We start from the raw sequence: 15,108 nt of genomic DNA, 5'->3' as shown, positions 1-15,108 counted from the left end.
TACAAGACGGTAATCTCCCGCTGTATTTATGTAAGTTTATAATAGTAATCCCCTATTATCACGAAGCTAACAACAACTTGTTTCCTAAAAAGTAAAAAAACCGATTATCCTGTAATGGAAAGGATAATCGTTTTTTTTACTTTTTATTTAATTGTAGTAATTGGAGAAACTTAAAAAATATAATGTCATAATTATTATCTATAAAACAATTCGTTTCTCAATTTCTAAGTCGAAATAATGAACTTTGTTCATGTTCAAAGCTAAATCTATATTTGATTGACTTTTCACATCTAAAGAAGTATCCACACGTGCAACAAAAGATTGTCCGTTTAGGCTGGAATATAGATATGTTTCCGCCCCCATTAATTCTGCTACATCAATACATACCGTTACTTTTGCGTTATATGATAACGCCTCGATTGCTTTTCCATAATAAAAGTCTTCTGGACGTATTCCTATTATGATTTCTTTATTCGTATAGCCCTTATTTCGCAAGCCCTTCATTTTCTCTTCTGGCACTTCAATTTCCCACTTATCAATCATAAGCGCGTTATCTGTTAATAATCCTTTAAAAAAATTCATTCCAGGAGAGCCAATGAATCCTCCTACAAATATATTCTCAGGATTTTCATACACTTCTTTCGGTGTACCGACTTGTTGTACAATCCCATCTTTTAACACAACAAGGCGGGTTGCCATCGTCATAGCTTCTATTTGATCGTGCGTAACATACACAGTTGTTGTTTGTAGCTGCTTGTGTAATTTTGTAATCTCAGCACGCATTTGAACACGCAACTTTGCATCTAAGTTTGATAAAGGCTCGTCCATTAAAAATACCTTTGCATTTCGAACAATCGCTCGACCTAAGGCAACACGCTGACGCTGTCCACCTGAAAGTGCTTTTGGCTTTCGACTTAAATACTGCTCAAGCCCAAGAATTTTTGCTGCACGTTGCACACGCTGATCAATTTCTTCTTTGCTATATTTTCGTAGTTTTAATCCAAATGCCATGTTTTCATAAACACTCATATGCGGATAAAGCGCATAGTTTTGAAATACCATTGCAATATCTCTATCTTTCGGTGTAATATCATTTACACGGTTTCCGTCGATATAAAAGTCGCCATCTGAAATCTCTTCAAGTCCTGCAATCATACGTAATGTTGTAGATTTCCCACACCCTGAAGGGCCAACCAAAACGATAAACTCTCCATCATTTACTTCTAGGTTAAAATCTTTTACGATTGTCACATCATGATCATATTTTTTGTAAATGTTTTTGAATGATAGTTGAGCCATAGTATCCTCCTAGAATTTGAGTTGTTTTGTAGATATTCTTATTGAGAAAATTCGGTGTTCAGTTGTTTTATAAAATTTTCGAAATATCCTTCATACTGTCTAAAATATAATCCGTTTTCCCTTCAAAATCTTCCTTCCTGCTCGCGCCGGATAAAACGCCCACTACTTTAATGTTGCTATTTCTCGCAAATGTAACGTCTGTTAATGTATCACCTACCATAATCACTTCCTCTTCAGTTAGTGAAAATTTTTCTTTAAACATATGATAAAAGTCACTTTCAGGTTTTGTTCTATTCACACCATCATCCGCGCCTAAAAAATCTACGTAATCATATAACTCAGTCATCTTCAGAGAATGAGTAGCTGCATCTACATCGTCTGCTGTAACAACCCCAATAATATAGTCATTGTCTTTTAAATATCGTAACGTTTCCTTTGCACCTTCCACTTCTGTAAATACAAGATCATCTGCTGTAGAGTACTTTTTGAATAGAAGACATACATTATGAATGAAATTATCTTTATCTAAATGTTGATTTTCTAATAACGAATACCATGCAGCCGCAATAAAGTAATTTGTGCGACAGGCTAGTAAACTTGTACTCTCAAAATCGTTATTATTCATGCCGATAATCGTTAAGTAATCATCTCGTTTACTTTTTTCATTTGAATATGTTTGAAAGATATCATCTAACACACGATGCACAATTTTGTACCAAACTGAATCTAACTGTATTAATGTTCCATCTTTATCAAAAATAATTGCTTTATTCACCTTTTATTCCCCCTATAACTTCATTCCATGTTTTCATATTTTTATTCTCAACTTTATTATGAATAGGATTAATAAACGCTACTAATTCGTCCTCTTCCCATCCCTCAACCCTAGCGTATTCCCCTTCATTTAAAGAGAATGCAAAGGTTACATCTCTGCCAAATTTTTGTTCAATTATTTGCCCATTTATTACTAGTCTCCACTCACACGGTTTGTCAGTAGAAATGTTGTAAATAATATTTCCTTTAGCCTCATCACCGACATAAATCGTTTCACCTTCGTTTTGAATATCTATCGCTAGTTTTCTAAATCGAGAGAAATAAATTCGTCCCTTTTTGATCGCAGATTTTAAGTTTTTAATTGATAAAACATTACATAATACATATGTTCCTGGATCACCGTAAATGGATGGGTCTTTTGATCCTGGGAATGTTTTAGACGGATGTAAATGAGAATCACTTCCCCCTATTCCCCAGATTTTAAGACCATTTGACCACATTTGATCGAAACAACGTAAAGCTTCTAAAGTGGATGATTTACTTTTTTTATAAGTTGGATCACACATAATTTCCATCGTATGAACATTTTCTAAGTTAATATTCACTTGGTTCGCCCAAGGCTCCATAAACGGATGATTCATACTCAATACATAACCTTTTTCTTTCATGAGTGAAAATAGTGCATTCATTTTTTCGGCGCTAAATGATTCATCTACATACTCTGTAAAATCAACGTATTCCTTTATCCCGAATATGTTGTAATGACCGTAAGGAGTTGTAAGTTCCATAGATGGTATAATTAATGTGTTTCCTTTTTGATACGATGGCATAACAATATTGTGCTCCGTCGCATATAAAAAATCTAATTCTTGTTTTTCACATACTTGCATTCCAAGTTCATCGTCTATCTCGCCGTCTGTTAAATCTGTATGTTCATGAAAATCCCCTTTGTACCAGCGATGTTCTTCATTTACTACCTTATTAAAACGGTCTTCATTGATAAAAACATTTCCCTTACAAAAATGATCTCTATTATACTTTCGTTCCAACTGATCATTCACTACTATATTTACTGTGTAGTCAACTTTTTCTCCGGTAAACTTTACTGCTTTCTTTGCACAATGAGGGATATATATGACTTCTAATTCCCAATTACCTGACTGTATTTCTCCTCCAATACAACCAGCAGAACAAAATATTGAATCTTTTGAAACGACTAGTTTTTCATTTACAATTGGCGTTTGATATTGTATACGTACATAACCGTTAGGGCCTCGCAAGATTAATAAAAGCGGGATTTTCCGGCTGTCCCCTTGATCAATAGTTAATGTGAAATTTTTAATATCAGTTTCATCCATTTGGAAACAATGTTTATTTTTTACGAATGGAGAAAGTTTTATCATACTTGTTATTTCGATCATCATTCTCACACCTTTTACGTTTTAATGAAGGAATTTTAGAGGCACTTCCTTCGTTCAAAAGCACCTCATGTTGGTAATATTACTTCTTCTTTTTCAGAACTTTATCTAACTCTTCTTGCGCAACTTTAGCTGCTTCATCTAATGCTTTTTTCGCTGGAACTCCTTCAATCTCTACTTTATCTTTCGCTACATTTAAGGCGTCATTAATTTTACCGCCCGTCGGATCTACAAATGGTCCCACTCCATTATTATTAGCTTGTTCTAATGGAACTAATGCTTGTGGTTGTTTTTTAACGAATTCAGCATATGGACCATACTCTGTTACATTGTTACGAACAGGGATATATCCTGTAGCCATGGACCATTCAGCTGTTTTCTCCGTACTTGTCGCAAACTTCATAAATTCATACGCGCCTTTTGCTACTTCTGGATCAATGTTTCTCGTTAATGTGAATAAATATGTTTCTAGTTTTGGCGCTGGTTTATTATTACCCCAAGCAGGCTGAGGTAATGCTTCAAATGTGTTAAGGCGTTCTTCTTCCGTCATTCCTTTTCCTAATGATTTAAAAACAAATCCTTGATCACCAGATGAGCCTGTAAATCCTAATGTTCTACCTTCAACTAAATCAATTACAGTTTTATCCCAATATTCCCATCCAGTTCCACCTGAATGTATTTTCATAATTTTATCTTCATGTAGCCATGTACGGAATTTCTCCCATACCGAAACCCAAGTGCCATCGTTAATTAATACTTTTGTACCATCTTCGCTTAATACATTTCCACCAGCACTGCGAACCGCATCAATTAAGTTTGATGTGCCCCACATCGGCATCCAGCCCGCATATGTTACATTTCCATTTTCACCACGTTTTGCGACTGTTTTTGCTACCTTTTCTACACCTTCCCACGTCTTTAAATCATCTTTTGTAAAGCCATTCTCCGCTAATGCTTTTTTATTGTAATAAAAAATTTGCGTTGTACCGTAAAACGGAATGCCATATAACTTATTGTCAATTGTTGCTTGCTCCATAAACCCTTTTCCATAATCTTCTTTTTTGAAATTAGTATCATTTTTAACATATTCATCTATAGGTACGATTAACTGCTTTTTAGCATATTCTTGAATGACATCTGAACCTAGTAATGCAATTGCTTCTTGGTTATTCGCTGCAAATCCACTTTGTAGCTTTTGATATGACTCATCGTAGCTACCTGCTTTTGTCGTTTTCACTACATATTTGTCCTGACTTTTATTGTATTCTTCTACAATTTGATCTACACTATCTGCAAGAGAGCCCCCTACTCCATTAATGAATGGAACAACAACCTTCTCCCCTTCTTTACTCGCTTTAACCGTACTTCCTTTTCCGCCTGAACAACCCGCAAGTGCACTAACAAACAATGTTATAACTGTTAGAAGCATGAATAGTTTTTTCATCCCACAAATCTCCTTTACTATTTAATTACCCCTTTATTCCTGAATCAGTAACACCAGATAAGAACCATTTTTGCAGAATCAAAAATACGATTAAGAGCGGAACTGTTGCGATTGTACTTGCAACCATAATGTGTGACCAATCTCGCCCTAAGGAACTATTAATGAAATAATCAGCAATTCCATTCGTAATTAACTTTTGCGTATTATCTTTCAATATAAGAGCTGGCCACATGTAATTATTATAATTACCAATAAATGTGACCAATCCTAGTGTTACAAATGATGATCGTGTCATTGGAAAGATAATCTTCCAAAGAATACGCCAATCACTTGCTCCATCAATTTTGGCTGCTTCTACTATTTCAAAACCAACTTTGTGGAACGATTGTTTTAAATAGAAAATACCGAATACACTAACAGCCATAGAAATCATGTATCCAAAATGTGAATCAAGTAGCCCGAATTTCCCTAACATTACATATACAGGAACATATGATACAGCTCCAGGGATCATATAGGTTGCCATCACGACACTAAATGTAATATTTTTACCTTTAAACTTGTAAAATGCCAACATATAAGCAAACAGTGCAGATGAAACAAGCACATAAATTGTAATGATGAAAGATGTATAAAAACTATTAAATAAATATGTGTTAAATGGTAGTATGTCTAATACTTGCTGATAATTTTCCCAGTGAAATTCTTTAGGCCAAAATCCCCCTTGTAATACTTCACTAGATGTTTTAAACGAACCAAGTACCATCCATATGAACGGAAAAACAAATAGTATACTTGATAATGCTAAAAAGAGATGCTTTACGATTAATGGACCTTTTTTCATATTATTCACCTTAATAGTTCACCCACTTATCACCTATTATTTTGTTAATAACAGATAGTAAAATTGTAATGATTAGTATGATAAATGCGATTGCCGTTGCAGATCCCATATCAAACTGTTCAAACCCTTGTTGGAAGAATAAATACAGTAACGTACGCGTTGAACCACTAGGCCCACCTTGTGTTAAAATTTTTATTTGATCGTAAGCCTGCACCGAAGAAATTGTATTAACGACAACTAAGAAGAAAGTTGTTGATGAAACCATTGGCAGTGTTACATATCGAAATTTCTGCCATGAATTTGCTCCATCAATACTAGCTGCTTCATATAAACTATCTGGAACTTTTTCTAGTGCGCCGATATAGAAGATCATCGTCCAACCAACTAATTTCCAAACTGTCATTATAATGACTGCTAACATCGCTGTTTGACTACTTTGAAGCCAGTCCAAACCTGGTATTCCAAAAAAGTTTAGAACTTTATTAATAACTCCAAATTGAGGTTCATATAAGAGTGACCACACAATGGATACAGCTATTGTTGGCGTTACCCAAGGTGAAAAGATCATTAATTGGTACAATGCAGAACCTTTGAATTTTTTTCGGAAAAATAATGCGAAACCTAATCCCAATGCAATTGTTGGAATGACTGTTCCAATTCCGAAATAAAACGTATTGAGCAATGCTTGCATAAAAGAATCTTGTGTAAATAAATTAAAATAGTTTTCTAAACCAACAAAATTAAAATCATTCGTCATAAAATCCCAATCAGTAAAACTAATACCTAAACTAATGAAATTCGGAATAATCCAAAACAAGATTAGAGGTATTCCAACTGGTAGTAAAAAGAACACAGCTTTTGATAGTTTTATTTGCATTCTTGCCACCTCCTAATTCATATTGTACGAGGATATTATTAACACAATGTTGTTAATTTGTTAACTGATTGTAAAAACAACAAATTATCAAAATAAAACAACACATAAACAATAAAAAAGACTATTTCTCAACTTATTAAGAAATAGTCTTTTCGTTTTTCTATACTGTTATTACTTCAACCCCATTACTCGTTAAAATATTTTGCCATACTTCATCGAGTTTAGCGTTTGTATATAATGCATCTATATCACTAAAATTCCCACTTTTATAAAACTTTGTTAAATTAAATTTTGACTCATCAGCCATCATTACAACTTGTTTTGCATTATTCTTTAGCTGCTTAAATATTTGTGCATCTTCAATATACGAACATGTCAGTTCTTTTTCTAGTGAAATACCATCACAAGAAGCAAATAATTTATTAACAGTGAAATGATCCAAATAGTTTAACGTCATTTCTCCAGACAATGCTAAGGAATTCGTATTCAATATTCCCCCAATGACTATTAACCTGCAATCAAAGGAATCATACTGTTCTTTCAGCTCAATAATTTTATTGACAGCTGGTATTGAGTTTGTTAAAATCGTCAAATTCTTTCTATTGTATATGTAATCTAAAATTTGCATTGTGGTTGTCCCAATTTCAATTGCGATAATATCATTATCTTCTACGATTTTACTTGCTTTCATTGCAATTTTTCGTTTTTCTTCAATATTCTCAGATCGACGTTTATCAAAATGAAATTCTAGTGTTTGATCTTTTTTCTTAATTGCACCACCATGTATCTTCGTAAGCTGTCCTTCCTTGTGCAACATATCTAAATCTCTTCGTATCGTTTCTGTTGTAACATTTAATACCTTTGCTAAATCATTTACCATCACTCGGTTATACTTTTCTAACTCATCTAGTATGTGTTTTCTTCGTTCAAATTGTGTGTACGATTTCATTTCATTAACACCTCGTCAAATTACGCAAAATATTGATTTTCTAAAAACTCTTAATATACAAAAGGATTAATCATTACTTTTAACATAACATCATTTACAGAAATAAGGAACGATTAAATTTATTTAAATATAAAATTTATTTAACAATAAAAACATGGTTATGTGGAATAAAAATTTATTGTTAAACAATAAATTTCGTGGTAAATTAATAAGATATTAAATAAATGAGGTGCTTTTTATGAAACAAGGATCCACACTCTTCTTAAAGACAGCTGTGATTCTAATGGGTATCCCCGTTCTTGCTATGTGCATTTTTTTAGTCCCTAAAATAGGTACTTTCGCTGCAGAGCTATATCCTGATATTGCATATATTAAATATCTTGTGTTTATCAACTTATACGCAACAGCAATACCATATTATTTTGCGCTGTATCAAACATTTAAACTTTTAAACTATATTGACAAAAACAACGCATTCTCAGAGTTGTCAGTTAAAGCTTTAAAAAATATTAAGTACAGTGCACTAGCAATTAGTGTATTATATGTATTAGGTATGCCACTTTTCTATCTTGTGGCAGAGAGAGATGACGCCCCTGGCATTATTATTATCGGAATGATTATGATTTTTGCTTCAATGGTAATCGCGGTCTTTGCTGCCGTACTCCAAAGACTATTAAAAGATGCTATAGATATAAAATCAGAAAATGATTTAACGGTCTGAGGTGAATAATATGGCAATTATTATTAATATTGATGTAATGTTAGCGAAAAGAAAAATGAGTGTAACAGAGCTTTCGGAGAAGGTTGGGATTACAATGGCTAACCTTTCTATTTTGAAAAACGGAAAAGCAAAAGCAGTTCGTTTTTCAACTTTAGAAGCCATTTGTAAAGCATTAGAATGCCAACCGGGGGATATTTTAGAATATCAACCTGAAGATACCGAATAAAAAAAGTCCTTCATACGAGAAGGACTCTTTTTATTGCATATTACGGCGCAAAACTAATTTGACCAGTAAACAATAATATAATCGTGATAACCCAAAATATAAATAATGATAAGGACAGTATGAATGAAAGAATAGCAATCCCCTTCTTCTCTGTTCTTTTCTTCATCGTAATGACAGAAAGTATGATACCTGCAACTGTGAGGGCAACTGTAATATAATCTCCCACTACATTACCCACATTCGCTATTCTTGTCGGTGTAATAAATACGAACAGAAAATATAAAATGCCGATGAGTAAAGATATGTAGCTTATTATACTGTACTTCTTTTTAGGAACTAGTTCAGTTTTCATACTAACCCATCCCTTCTATATAACTATAAGTTCATATTAGCAAAAATAACCATAATTTAATTAAAACAAAAAGCAGATACAGCGGAAACTCCCACTGTATCTGCTTTTATTTAATAACTAAACCTGCTATTTCTTCTTTATCATTATAAGTTATAATAAATGTCCGTTGTTCTTTACTATACTTCGCTACAAGAATAACAGTATATAAACCATCTTTTTCTTCAATCGATTGTTTTTCAATTTTTTCGAATGTACCAGCTTTCTCAATTACAGGTGTAAGATCTTTCATCTTTTCTTCTGGCAATGCAGCTTTCATTTTACTATCAAATTTTTCATGCACTTCTTTATATTTCGCCTCATTTAATAATGATACAATTTCTTCCGCTTTCGGAATAAATTTTTTAGACGTACTTTCATCTACTTTATTACCGGTACATGCTGCGAGCGCGAACGCCGCGATAGCACTTATCATAATAAGTAACATTTTTCTCATTTTCATACACCCTTTCTTTTTAAAATGAAACTATAACTAAAAACGACTAAAGCACAAATTGCTATTGAAACTTCTGACATAATGATCCCGCTTTTCCCTGGTACATATAGCGATATAATTCCAGCTAATGCATTTGCAGTGCCATGGATGAGAATTGCATATACAACATAACGAAATTTCTTTTGGACGACAGCTTGCAATACAATGAAGGAAAGCCCAACATGTAATACCATCGCAAAGATGCGCTCAATACCGCCGAAATAATAACTATCACCATTTTGGATGACTGTTTGTGACAATAATAAAGACAATACCGGGATACCAACTATCAGTACCGCCTCAATACCACCATGCCCTGCTCCAAATAAAAAACCAGACTGCCAATCTCGTTGTTTCATAAAATAGCGCATTGCGATAAAACGAGCTATCTCTTCAAAAATTCCAGCTGATACACTAAGCAAAACTGCAAATAGTACAGGCTGCATAACAGAAAACATCTGAAAATTTGTGCTAGTTCCATTTACATAATTCAGTATTGGTATGCGGATCAATATTTGTGATACAACAAAAGCCAATACACCTAACATATATGGAATATAACGTTTCTTCCAAACAGCATATAAAAGTGCTATAAGCGGTAAACCAAAGCTAATCATTGTTGTGAAAATAAGACCATTCATCTCGCTTCACCTCTTACTTAAAGTGTATAAAAACGAGTGAAGAAAATATGTAGCTATTTCCTATTCGGTTTCATTTTCATCATAGATGGTCATTTCATTTCTTTTAATATGAATGTTTGCGTGAAATAAGGACTTACATAAGTTGTTTCTAACGTCGCATTATTTGTTTTATTCATGATACGTTTTAATGAAAATAACCCGTATCCTCTAATCCCTTCTTTACTTGAATGGTTTTTCTCATAAATTTTTTGCAAATCAATCGCTTCACCCTTTGAACTATTACGCACAATAAAATATTGTCGTGAATCCATCTCAAAGAATGCGATTTGCAATATCTTTTCCTCACTATGTACCGCTTCTTCAATTGCATTATCTACTAAAACTGAAATGATGCGAATAAATGAAATGATCGTCATCGAAACACTTTCAATGTTCTCTGGTATATCGAGCATTACTTTTATTTGTTGCTGCTGGGCTGTTCCAACTTTTGCTCTTAATACACTTCTCACTTCAGGAATATGAATGCGAGATAATTTCGCAATATCAAGTTCATGATCATTTATTGTTTTTAACGTAGGAGCTATCACATCATAATACACTTGTTCAATTTCCTTCACATTTTTTGTACGTATTCCCTCTTCTAACGATAGTAATACATTCATATAATCATGACGGAAACTAGCAAGCTCATCATGCATATCCTCTAATTTCTCGACATAATCTAATAACTCTTTATCTAAACGTTTTTCATGCTCTTCTCGTAACTTTTCTTTCGATAAGTGTGAGCTTATTAGTACAATGATTAGTAATAATAAAAATACAATAATCGCTGAAATATAACTTTCTTCACTGTATTGTTGATTTAATTTTGCTAAAAATGCAGTAGATGGCCGAGTCAAAATTAGTTCAATCATAAATCCGACAATTAATAATACATAAGTTACATAGTATAGCGGACTACCTACTATATATTGAGCAATTTTTTGAATTCTTTTACGAGCTACTAAAATACCGATAAAAGTAAGTATCGATACGATAAGATGAATCATGCTACCTGTCCATAAATATAAATTGAATGGCGTTAACATAAAGATTTTCATTCCTAAATCAAAAAGCAACATTTTCACTAACGTTATAATAACCATACTGACTAGTGCAAAATATACATTATGCTTAAATTTCAATTCATTTTGCATTAATCCTAAACTTATTAAAAATAACACAATCGTACTATTCAACTCTGGATATCTCGTTACTGTTACAACAATAGCTAGTAAAATAATGAATACTGCACTTAAAGCTAGTAACATTCTAACTGACAATCTGTTGTACCGGATTAATTGAATGTATAAAAACGTATGGCACATACTAGTAAGCAGGATTGCAAATAAATCATAAATATACATCACATCTCACCCTTTAACATATTACGTACTTTACTCACTAAACGCCGTGATACTGGAATGCGTTTCCCGCTTTTTAAAACTATCATTTTTTGCTTCGCATCGTAAGAAGACATTTGCTTCTTATTCACGATATATGATTGATGACAACGAAATAAACGTTCATCTATTATTTCTATCTCCTTTAATGTTCCATAAAAATAAACGATACGATCTAGCGTCACTAATGCTAAACGGTGCGGTTCATCAGTCATAACATATTCAACTTCATGAAAAGGAACCCGCACAGTTGCATTACTATTTTCAACGATAAAATCGTCCGATGGAACGATATGCTTATTACGCGCTTCATACTGAAGTAAACATTGTTCAAAAACTTTACGCCTCTCCTCGTATCGCAACCCTTTATCAATAAAAGTTAAAGCTGATACCATGTATTGATATGAAATAGGTGCAAATTCAGAATGCGTTGTTACAAACACAATAATCCCTTGCGTGTCATACTTACGTATTTCTTGCGCCACTTGTAAACCTTTACGCTCTTCTCTTTTTATCTCTATATCTAAAAAATAGATTGGGACATACCTCGCCTTAGGAATATTAGTAATAATGTTCTCACTTTTACTAGTTGCCTCAATAAAGTCAAAGGGCAACATATATTTCTCGCAAATCTCTTCAACTAGCCTCTTTAATTGCTGTGCTTGTATGACATCGTCTTCTAAAATAAAAATACTCATGTGATCACTCGCTTTATTGAAATCTTTTCATCTATAGATTTATCTATAACTATATAATTCAAATTGTTGTAATAATCTCCTTCTCAATACTTAAAAAATAATTTGTTATAACATAGAAAAACCTCAACTTTTCAAGCAAAAAGCTGAGGTTTTGTTCTAACTATTTATAAAGGGAGTTTTTTATCACTCACTACCTTAAAAAATTCCGAGTAATGCGATATAGAATAATCCGCTGCATCACAGTTCCCTTGAAACATACATGTTGAAATACCTAATTCTTTTGCAGGTAATAAATCTAACTCTCTATCTCCAATAGCTAAATCAATATTATACTTTTTATGTAAGTGATCATACGCTAAAGAGTTCGGTTTACGTGGGAAACCATCGTCAATAGTAACCATGTCTACGAAGTATTTGTCCCAGCCGTAATATTCTAAAATCCCCATAACCCCCGCCCTATGTTTATGGGTCATAATCACATTTTTATCCGCAAATTTCAAAATCTCTTCGACACCTGCAAAAGGTTTCATATCTTTTGGAGTGAATTTCCCCTTCAAAGCTTTAATCTTTTCTTCCTGCTCACATGAAACCTTATAATAATGGATTGCATGTGAGTATGATATTTTTAAATTTTTGTATATTTCTTGTTTATCTACTGTATCACCTAATACTTCAGAAAGTATCATTGTATATGCAGGATACGTATCAAATAACGTCCCATCAAAATCCCATAAAATCTTCATTCTATTCACCCTTCTATTTTCTAATCATTCTATAAGTAAGTTCGCTCTCTTCTGTGGTGTTTCATTTTCTAAATAATAATCCTCTGCTTTCCAATACCTATTTTGAAACTTCGAAAGTTTCTTTTGGGTCTCTTCGCTTTCCCGCAGAAACCTTGTCTCTCTTGGACAATCCAAGTACACCATATAATGAAAGAAATCTCTCCATTCTTTTCGCTGTAGAAAAACACCTTCAATTACAATTACACCTACTATGGGGATCTGTACTTTTTTGATTTCGCATGAGTCTGTCTCATCATTATAGAACGGTAATTTCAGTTTTGTTTCATTTTGTAACTTTTGAAAAAACTTCTGCCGAAGCCACTCAATATCCCACTGTAAATAATAATACTCATACCATTCTTCATAGCCAGTTTGATATCGTTTATTACGCTCGACTATGTGATCATCTATATGGAAAATATGAAACGGAATACTTTCTTGTTTCATATTTTCCTTTAAGTTTGTTACAAATGTTGTTTTTCCTGATCGACTTAAGCCATCTATACCTAGAATGAACCTATTTTCTTTATGTTTCTTCATTATTTTTATAAGCTCATTTGTACTCATTACTTCTTCCACTCTTCTTTTAATAAAGAATATAAAATCGTATCATGAGCAACTCCATTTTGAATCATATGTTTTCGAAGTAATCCTTCTTCTTGGAATCCTGCTTTACTTAATAATTTTTGAGAAGCTTTATTTTCTACATATACAACCGCAGCAATTCTTATAAGTTGCAACGTTTCAAACCCGTAACCTAAAATCGCCTGTAATGCTTCCGTTGCATACCCTTGTCCCCAATATGTATCGTCTAATTCATAACCAATTTCAGCTCGCTTATGATGCTTGTTTATTAAATGAAATCCGCACGTTCCGATTAATTGGCCTGTGCCCTTTTTCTCAATTCCCCAGCGAAATACAGTTCCCTCTTCATAACGATTTTTAAACGCTTGAATCGTTGTTTTCGCTTGCTCAATATTTTCAAAAGAATCCATTCCAAAATAACGTATAACAGATTCTTTTGAAAAATAACGGAACATCGTTTCTGCATCTAACAGTGTTAGTTCTCTTAATTGTAAACGTTCTGTTTCTAGTTTCGGAAACCCCATCTCTTTTTCTCCTTCTATTCTAATGAACTGCAAATTTCAATATAATTCCCATCTGGATCTGCAATATATGCAATGGTTTGTCCCCACGGTTTCACAATTGGTTCAACTAAAATCTTAATACCTTGCTCTCTAAATTGCTCAATCGTTTCTTGTACATTTTCGACAACAAACCCTAATTCGAAATGGGAAGATTGTAACTCGCCTTCTGTAAGTGGTAGTCCTGTTAATTCTTTCACATCTTGCCGTGTGTTCATCGCTAAAATGGTAGTTCCCGTATTAAATTCGATATATGTACCGTGCTCTGCTTTTATAGGTAGCTGTAGAACATCTTTATAAAACCTTAAACATTCTTCAAACTTTTCTACATATAAAATGATGTACTTCATTTTTAAATTCATTTTACATCCCCCTTTATATCCATCCCTAAAAGTTCGACAAAAGTCTCATAAAAACCTTGTTTCCTATAATAACGAGCACAAAAAAATGAGGCCGATTTCTCGGCCCCCAGCTTATTGGCATAAAACAGGAGATTTGGTTTGGACATAACCAGTTCGTACTTTTATTATATTTTATTTTTTCTGAATTTTAAATGCTTTAAATACCCATTTATATTGAGAAAGTTTTTTTACGTGCATAAAATTAAAAAGTTTAAGAAATGCTACAAATGGAGGTGTATACATATGGAACCAATGCTATGTCCAAGTTGTAAAACGAACCGTACTCGCTTTAATATTCTTGAGCAACAAGTAAAACCAGTCAAATTAAATCCACAAACTGGTCAAGTAGAAGAAGAATACACAAATGAAACGATGAATGCTTTTCATATGGCTTATCAAGGACCAACTTACCGCGTCCAATGTGCTGTATGTGGACTTGTTGAAAATCCTGAGCAATTTATTAAACCTGCTCAAAATCAGTCTTTTTCTTAAACATTTTTATTACCCCCTACCAATTTTCTATAGGGGGTTTTTCGTTTTATATGTTAATAAAAAACGTTTTT

At 33.1% G+C, this 15,108-nt stretch carries 19 protein-coding genes; 3 read left to right on the top strand and 16 right to left on the bottom strand.

The features are described from left to right. Window positions 1-198: 198 nt before the first annotated feature. The 7 genes from ACXY7N_RS18305 to ACXY7N_RS18275 all read right to left on the bottom strand — a co-directional run bounded on the left by ACXY7N_RS18305 (window position 199) and on the right by ACXY7N_RS18275 (window position 7,605). Window positions 199-1,299: an ABC transporter ATP-binding protein gene (locus ACXY7N_RS18305; protein WP_088083881.1), complete on the bottom strand. Its 1,101-nt coding sequence runs from the start codon at window positions 1,297-1,299 to the stop codon at window positions 199-201. Window positions 1,300-1,366: 67 nt separating this feature from the next. After that, window positions 1,367-2,074 carry an HAD family hydrolase gene (locus tag ACXY7N_RS18300; RefSeq protein ID WP_088083882.1) on the bottom strand — a complete coding sequence of 236 codons (708 nt, stop codon included), beginning with the start codon at window positions 2,072-2,074 and terminating at the stop codon, window positions 1,367-1,369. Continuing rightward, window positions 2,067-3,494, bottom strand: a complete 1,428-nt coding sequence (locus ACXY7N_RS18295; RefSeq protein WP_088083883.1) for a CehA/McbA family metallohydrolase — start codon at window positions 3,492-3,494, stop codon at window positions 2,067-2,069. The genes ACXY7N_RS18300 and ACXY7N_RS18295 overlap by 8 nt, the downstream gene beginning before the upstream one ends. Before the next feature lie 79 nt (window positions 3,495-3,573). Next, window positions 3,574-4,935, bottom strand: coding sequence for an extracellular solute-binding protein (locus ACXY7N_RS18290; RefSeq protein WP_088083884.1), 1,362 nt, complete (start codon window positions 4,933-4,935; stop codon window positions 3,574-3,576). 25 nt (window positions 4,936-4,960) lie between these two features. Further along, complete coding sequence (locus ACXY7N_RS18285) at window positions 4,961-5,779, bottom strand: carbohydrate ABC transporter permease (RefSeq protein WP_000715649.1); 819 nt, start codon at window positions 5,777-5,779, stop codon at window positions 4,961-4,963. 10 nt (window positions 5,780-5,789) lie between these two features. Further along, window positions 5,790-6,656 (bottom strand): carbohydrate ABC transporter permease, encoded by an 867-nt coding sequence (locus ACXY7N_RS18280; RefSeq protein WP_078182215.1) that lies wholly within the window; start codon window positions 6,654-6,656, stop codon window positions 5,790-5,792. A gap of 160 nt (window positions 6,657-6,816) precedes the next feature. Further along, complete coding sequence (locus ACXY7N_RS18275; RefSeq protein WP_088083885.1) at window positions 6,817-7,605, bottom strand: DeoR/GlpR family DNA-binding transcription regulator; 789 nt, start codon at window positions 7,603-7,605, stop codon at window positions 6,817-6,819. Between the two features lie 238 nt (window positions 7,606-7,843). Between ACXY7N_RS18275 and ACXY7N_RS18270 the strand changes: the two genes are divergently transcribed. Together ACXY7N_RS18270 and ACXY7N_RS18265 are read left to right on the top strand one after the other, a co-directional pair. Further along, window positions 7,844-8,326 carry a DUF2975 domain-containing protein gene (locus ACXY7N_RS18270; protein ID WP_016087382.1) on the top strand — a complete coding sequence of 161 codons (483 nt, stop codon included), beginning with the start codon at window positions 7,844-7,846 and terminating at the stop codon, window positions 8,324-8,326. Between the two features lie 10 nt (window positions 8,327-8,336). Beyond that, window positions 8,337-8,552 carry a helix-turn-helix domain-containing protein gene (locus ACXY7N_RS18265; RefSeq protein WP_000974619.1) on the top strand — a complete coding sequence of 72 codons (216 nt, stop codon included), beginning with the start codon at window positions 8,337-8,339 and terminating at the stop codon, window positions 8,550-8,552. Between the two features lie 40 nt (window positions 8,553-8,592). Here ACXY7N_RS18265 and ACXY7N_RS18260 read toward each other — a convergent pair whose 3' ends face one another. The 9 genes from ACXY7N_RS18260 to ACXY7N_RS18220 all read right to left on the bottom strand — a co-directional run bounded on the left by ACXY7N_RS18260 (window position 8,593) and on the right by ACXY7N_RS18220 (window position 14,506). Continuing rightward, entirely contained in the window at window positions 8,593-8,904 is a 312-nt protein-coding gene (locus ACXY7N_RS18260) for a hypothetical protein (protein WP_116363371.1), read from the bottom strand. Window positions 8,905-9,010: 106 nt separating this feature from the next. Next, a complete protein-coding gene (locus tag ACXY7N_RS18255) occupies window positions 9,011-9,397 on the bottom strand; it encodes a DUF3887 domain-containing protein (RefSeq protein ID WP_016134782.1) in 387 nt (128 codons plus the stop codon). Between the two features lie 2 nt (window positions 9,398-9,399). Continuing rightward, window positions 9,400-10,077, bottom strand: a complete 678-nt coding sequence (locus tag ACXY7N_RS18250) for a YhfC family glutamic-type intramembrane protease (protein ID WP_016134783.1) — start codon at window positions 10,075-10,077, stop codon at window positions 9,400-9,402. Window positions 10,078-10,166: 89 nt separating this feature from the next. Further along, window positions 10,167-11,483 carry a GHKL domain-containing protein gene (locus ACXY7N_RS18245; RefSeq protein ID WP_088083887.1) on the bottom strand — a complete coding sequence of 439 codons (1,317 nt, stop codon included), beginning with the start codon at window positions 11,481-11,483 and terminating at the stop codon, window positions 10,167-10,169. After that, window positions 11,483-12,217 (bottom strand): LytR/AlgR family response regulator transcription factor, encoded by a 735-nt coding sequence (locus ACXY7N_RS18240; RefSeq protein WP_088083888.1) that lies wholly within the window; start codon window positions 12,215-12,217, stop codon window positions 11,483-11,485. Before ACXY7N_RS18240 ends, ACXY7N_RS18245 begins: the two co-directional genes overlap by 1 nt. Before the next feature lie 164 nt (window positions 12,218-12,381). After that, on the bottom strand, window positions 12,382-12,960 hold the full coding sequence (locus ACXY7N_RS18235) for an HAD-IA family hydrolase (protein WP_016087376.1): 579 nt from the start codon (window positions 12,958-12,960) through the stop codon (window positions 12,382-12,384). 24 nt (window positions 12,961-12,984) lie between these two features. Continuing rightward, window positions 12,985-13,566: a kinase gene (locus ACXY7N_RS18230; RefSeq protein ID WP_016087375.1), complete on the bottom strand. Its 582-nt coding sequence runs from the start codon at window positions 13,564-13,566 to the stop codon at window positions 12,985-12,987. Further along, window positions 13,566-14,108 carry a GNAT family N-acetyltransferase gene (locus ACXY7N_RS18225; protein WP_016134784.1) on the bottom strand — a complete coding sequence of 181 codons (543 nt, stop codon included), beginning with the start codon at window positions 14,106-14,108 and terminating at the stop codon, window positions 13,566-13,568. Before ACXY7N_RS18225 ends, ACXY7N_RS18230 begins: the two co-directional genes overlap by 1 nt. Window positions 14,109-14,122: 14 nt before the next feature. Then, window positions 14,123-14,506, bottom strand: coding sequence for a VOC family protein (locus ACXY7N_RS18220; protein WP_016134785.1), 384 nt, complete (start codon window positions 14,504-14,506; stop codon window positions 14,123-14,125). A 282-nt stretch (window positions 14,507-14,788) separates the two neighbouring features. On the opposite strand from ACXY7N_RS18220, the gene ACXY7N_RS18215 reads away from it, so the two are divergent. Further along, on the top strand, window positions 14,789-15,037 hold the full coding sequence (locus ACXY7N_RS18215) for a hypothetical protein (protein ID WP_000433610.1): 249 nt from the start codon (window positions 14,789-14,791) through the stop codon (window positions 15,035-15,037). Window positions 15,038-15,108 lie beyond the last annotated feature (71 nt).

The sequence above is a fragment of the Bacillus sp. 5w2 genome, from assembly GCF_054353775.1.
The sequence above is the reverse complement of the archived record's forward strand: the minus strand, read 5'-3'. Positions and strand labels throughout refer to the sequence as shown.

Coding starts and splice junctions, on each gene's coding strand:
- ACXY7N_RS18305 (WP_088083881.1), bottom strand. CDS start 1,299: ATGGCTCAACTATCATTCAAAAACATTTACAAAAAATATGATCATGAT.
- ACXY7N_RS18295 (WP_088083883.1), bottom strand. CDS start 3,494: ATGATCGAAATAACAAGTATGATAAAACTTTCTCCATTCGTAAAAAAT.
- ACXY7N_RS18290 (WP_088083884.1), bottom strand. CDS start 4,935: ATGAAAAAACTATTCATGCTTCTAACAGTTATAACATTGTTTGTTAGT.
- ACXY7N_RS18285 (WP_000715649.1), bottom strand. CDS start 5,779: ATGAAAAAAGGTCCATTAATCGTAAAGCATCTCTTTTTAGCATTATCA.
- ACXY7N_RS18280 (WP_078182215.1), bottom strand. CDS start 6,656: ATGCAAATAAAACTATCAAAAGCTGTGTTCTTTTTACTACCAGTTGGA.
- ACXY7N_RS18275 (WP_088083885.1), bottom strand. CDS start 7,605: ATGAAATCGTACACACAATTTGAACGAAGAAAACACATACTAGATGAG.
- ACXY7N_RS18270 (WP_016087382.1), top strand. CDS start 7,844: ATGAAACAAGGATCCACACTCTTCTTAAAGACAGCTGTGATTCTAATG.
- ACXY7N_RS18265 (WP_000974619.1), top strand. CDS start 8,337: ATGGCAATTATTATTAATATTGATGTAATGTTAGCGAAAAGAAAAATG.
- ACXY7N_RS18260 (WP_116363371.1), bottom strand. CDS start 8,904: ATGAAAACTGAACTAGTTCCTAAAAAGAAGTACAGTATAATAAGCTAC.
- ACXY7N_RS18255 (WP_016134782.1), bottom strand. CDS start 9,397: ATGAGAAAAATGTTACTTATTATGATAAGTGCTATCGCGGCGTTCGCG.
- ACXY7N_RS18250 (WP_016134783.1), bottom strand. CDS start 10,077: ATGAATGGTCTTATTTTCACAACAATGATTAGCTTTGGTTTACCGCTT.
- ACXY7N_RS18245 (WP_088083887.1), bottom strand. CDS start 11,483: ATGTATATTTATGATTTATTTGCAATCCTGCTTACTAGTATGTGCCAT.
- ACXY7N_RS18240 (WP_088083888.1), bottom strand. CDS start 12,217: ATGAGTATTTTTATTTTAGAAGACGATGTCATACAAGCACAGCAATTA.
- ACXY7N_RS18235 (WP_016087376.1), bottom strand. CDS start 12,960: ATGAAGATTTTATGGGATTTTGATGGGACGTTATTTGATACGTATCCT.
- ACXY7N_RS18230 (WP_016087375.1), bottom strand. CDS start 13,566: ATGAGTACAAATGAGCTTATAAAAATAATGAAGAAACATAAAGAAAAT.
- ACXY7N_RS18225 (WP_016134784.1), bottom strand. CDS start 14,108: ATGGGGTTTCCGAAACTAGAAACAGAACGTTTACAATTAAGAGAACTA.
- ACXY7N_RS18220 (WP_016134785.1), bottom strand. CDS start 14,506: ATGAATTTAAAAATGAAGTACATCATTTTATATGTAGAAAAGTTTGAA.
- ACXY7N_RS18215 (WP_000433610.1), top strand. CDS start 14,789: ATGGAACCAATGCTATGTCCAAGTTGTAAAACGAACCGTACTCGCTTT.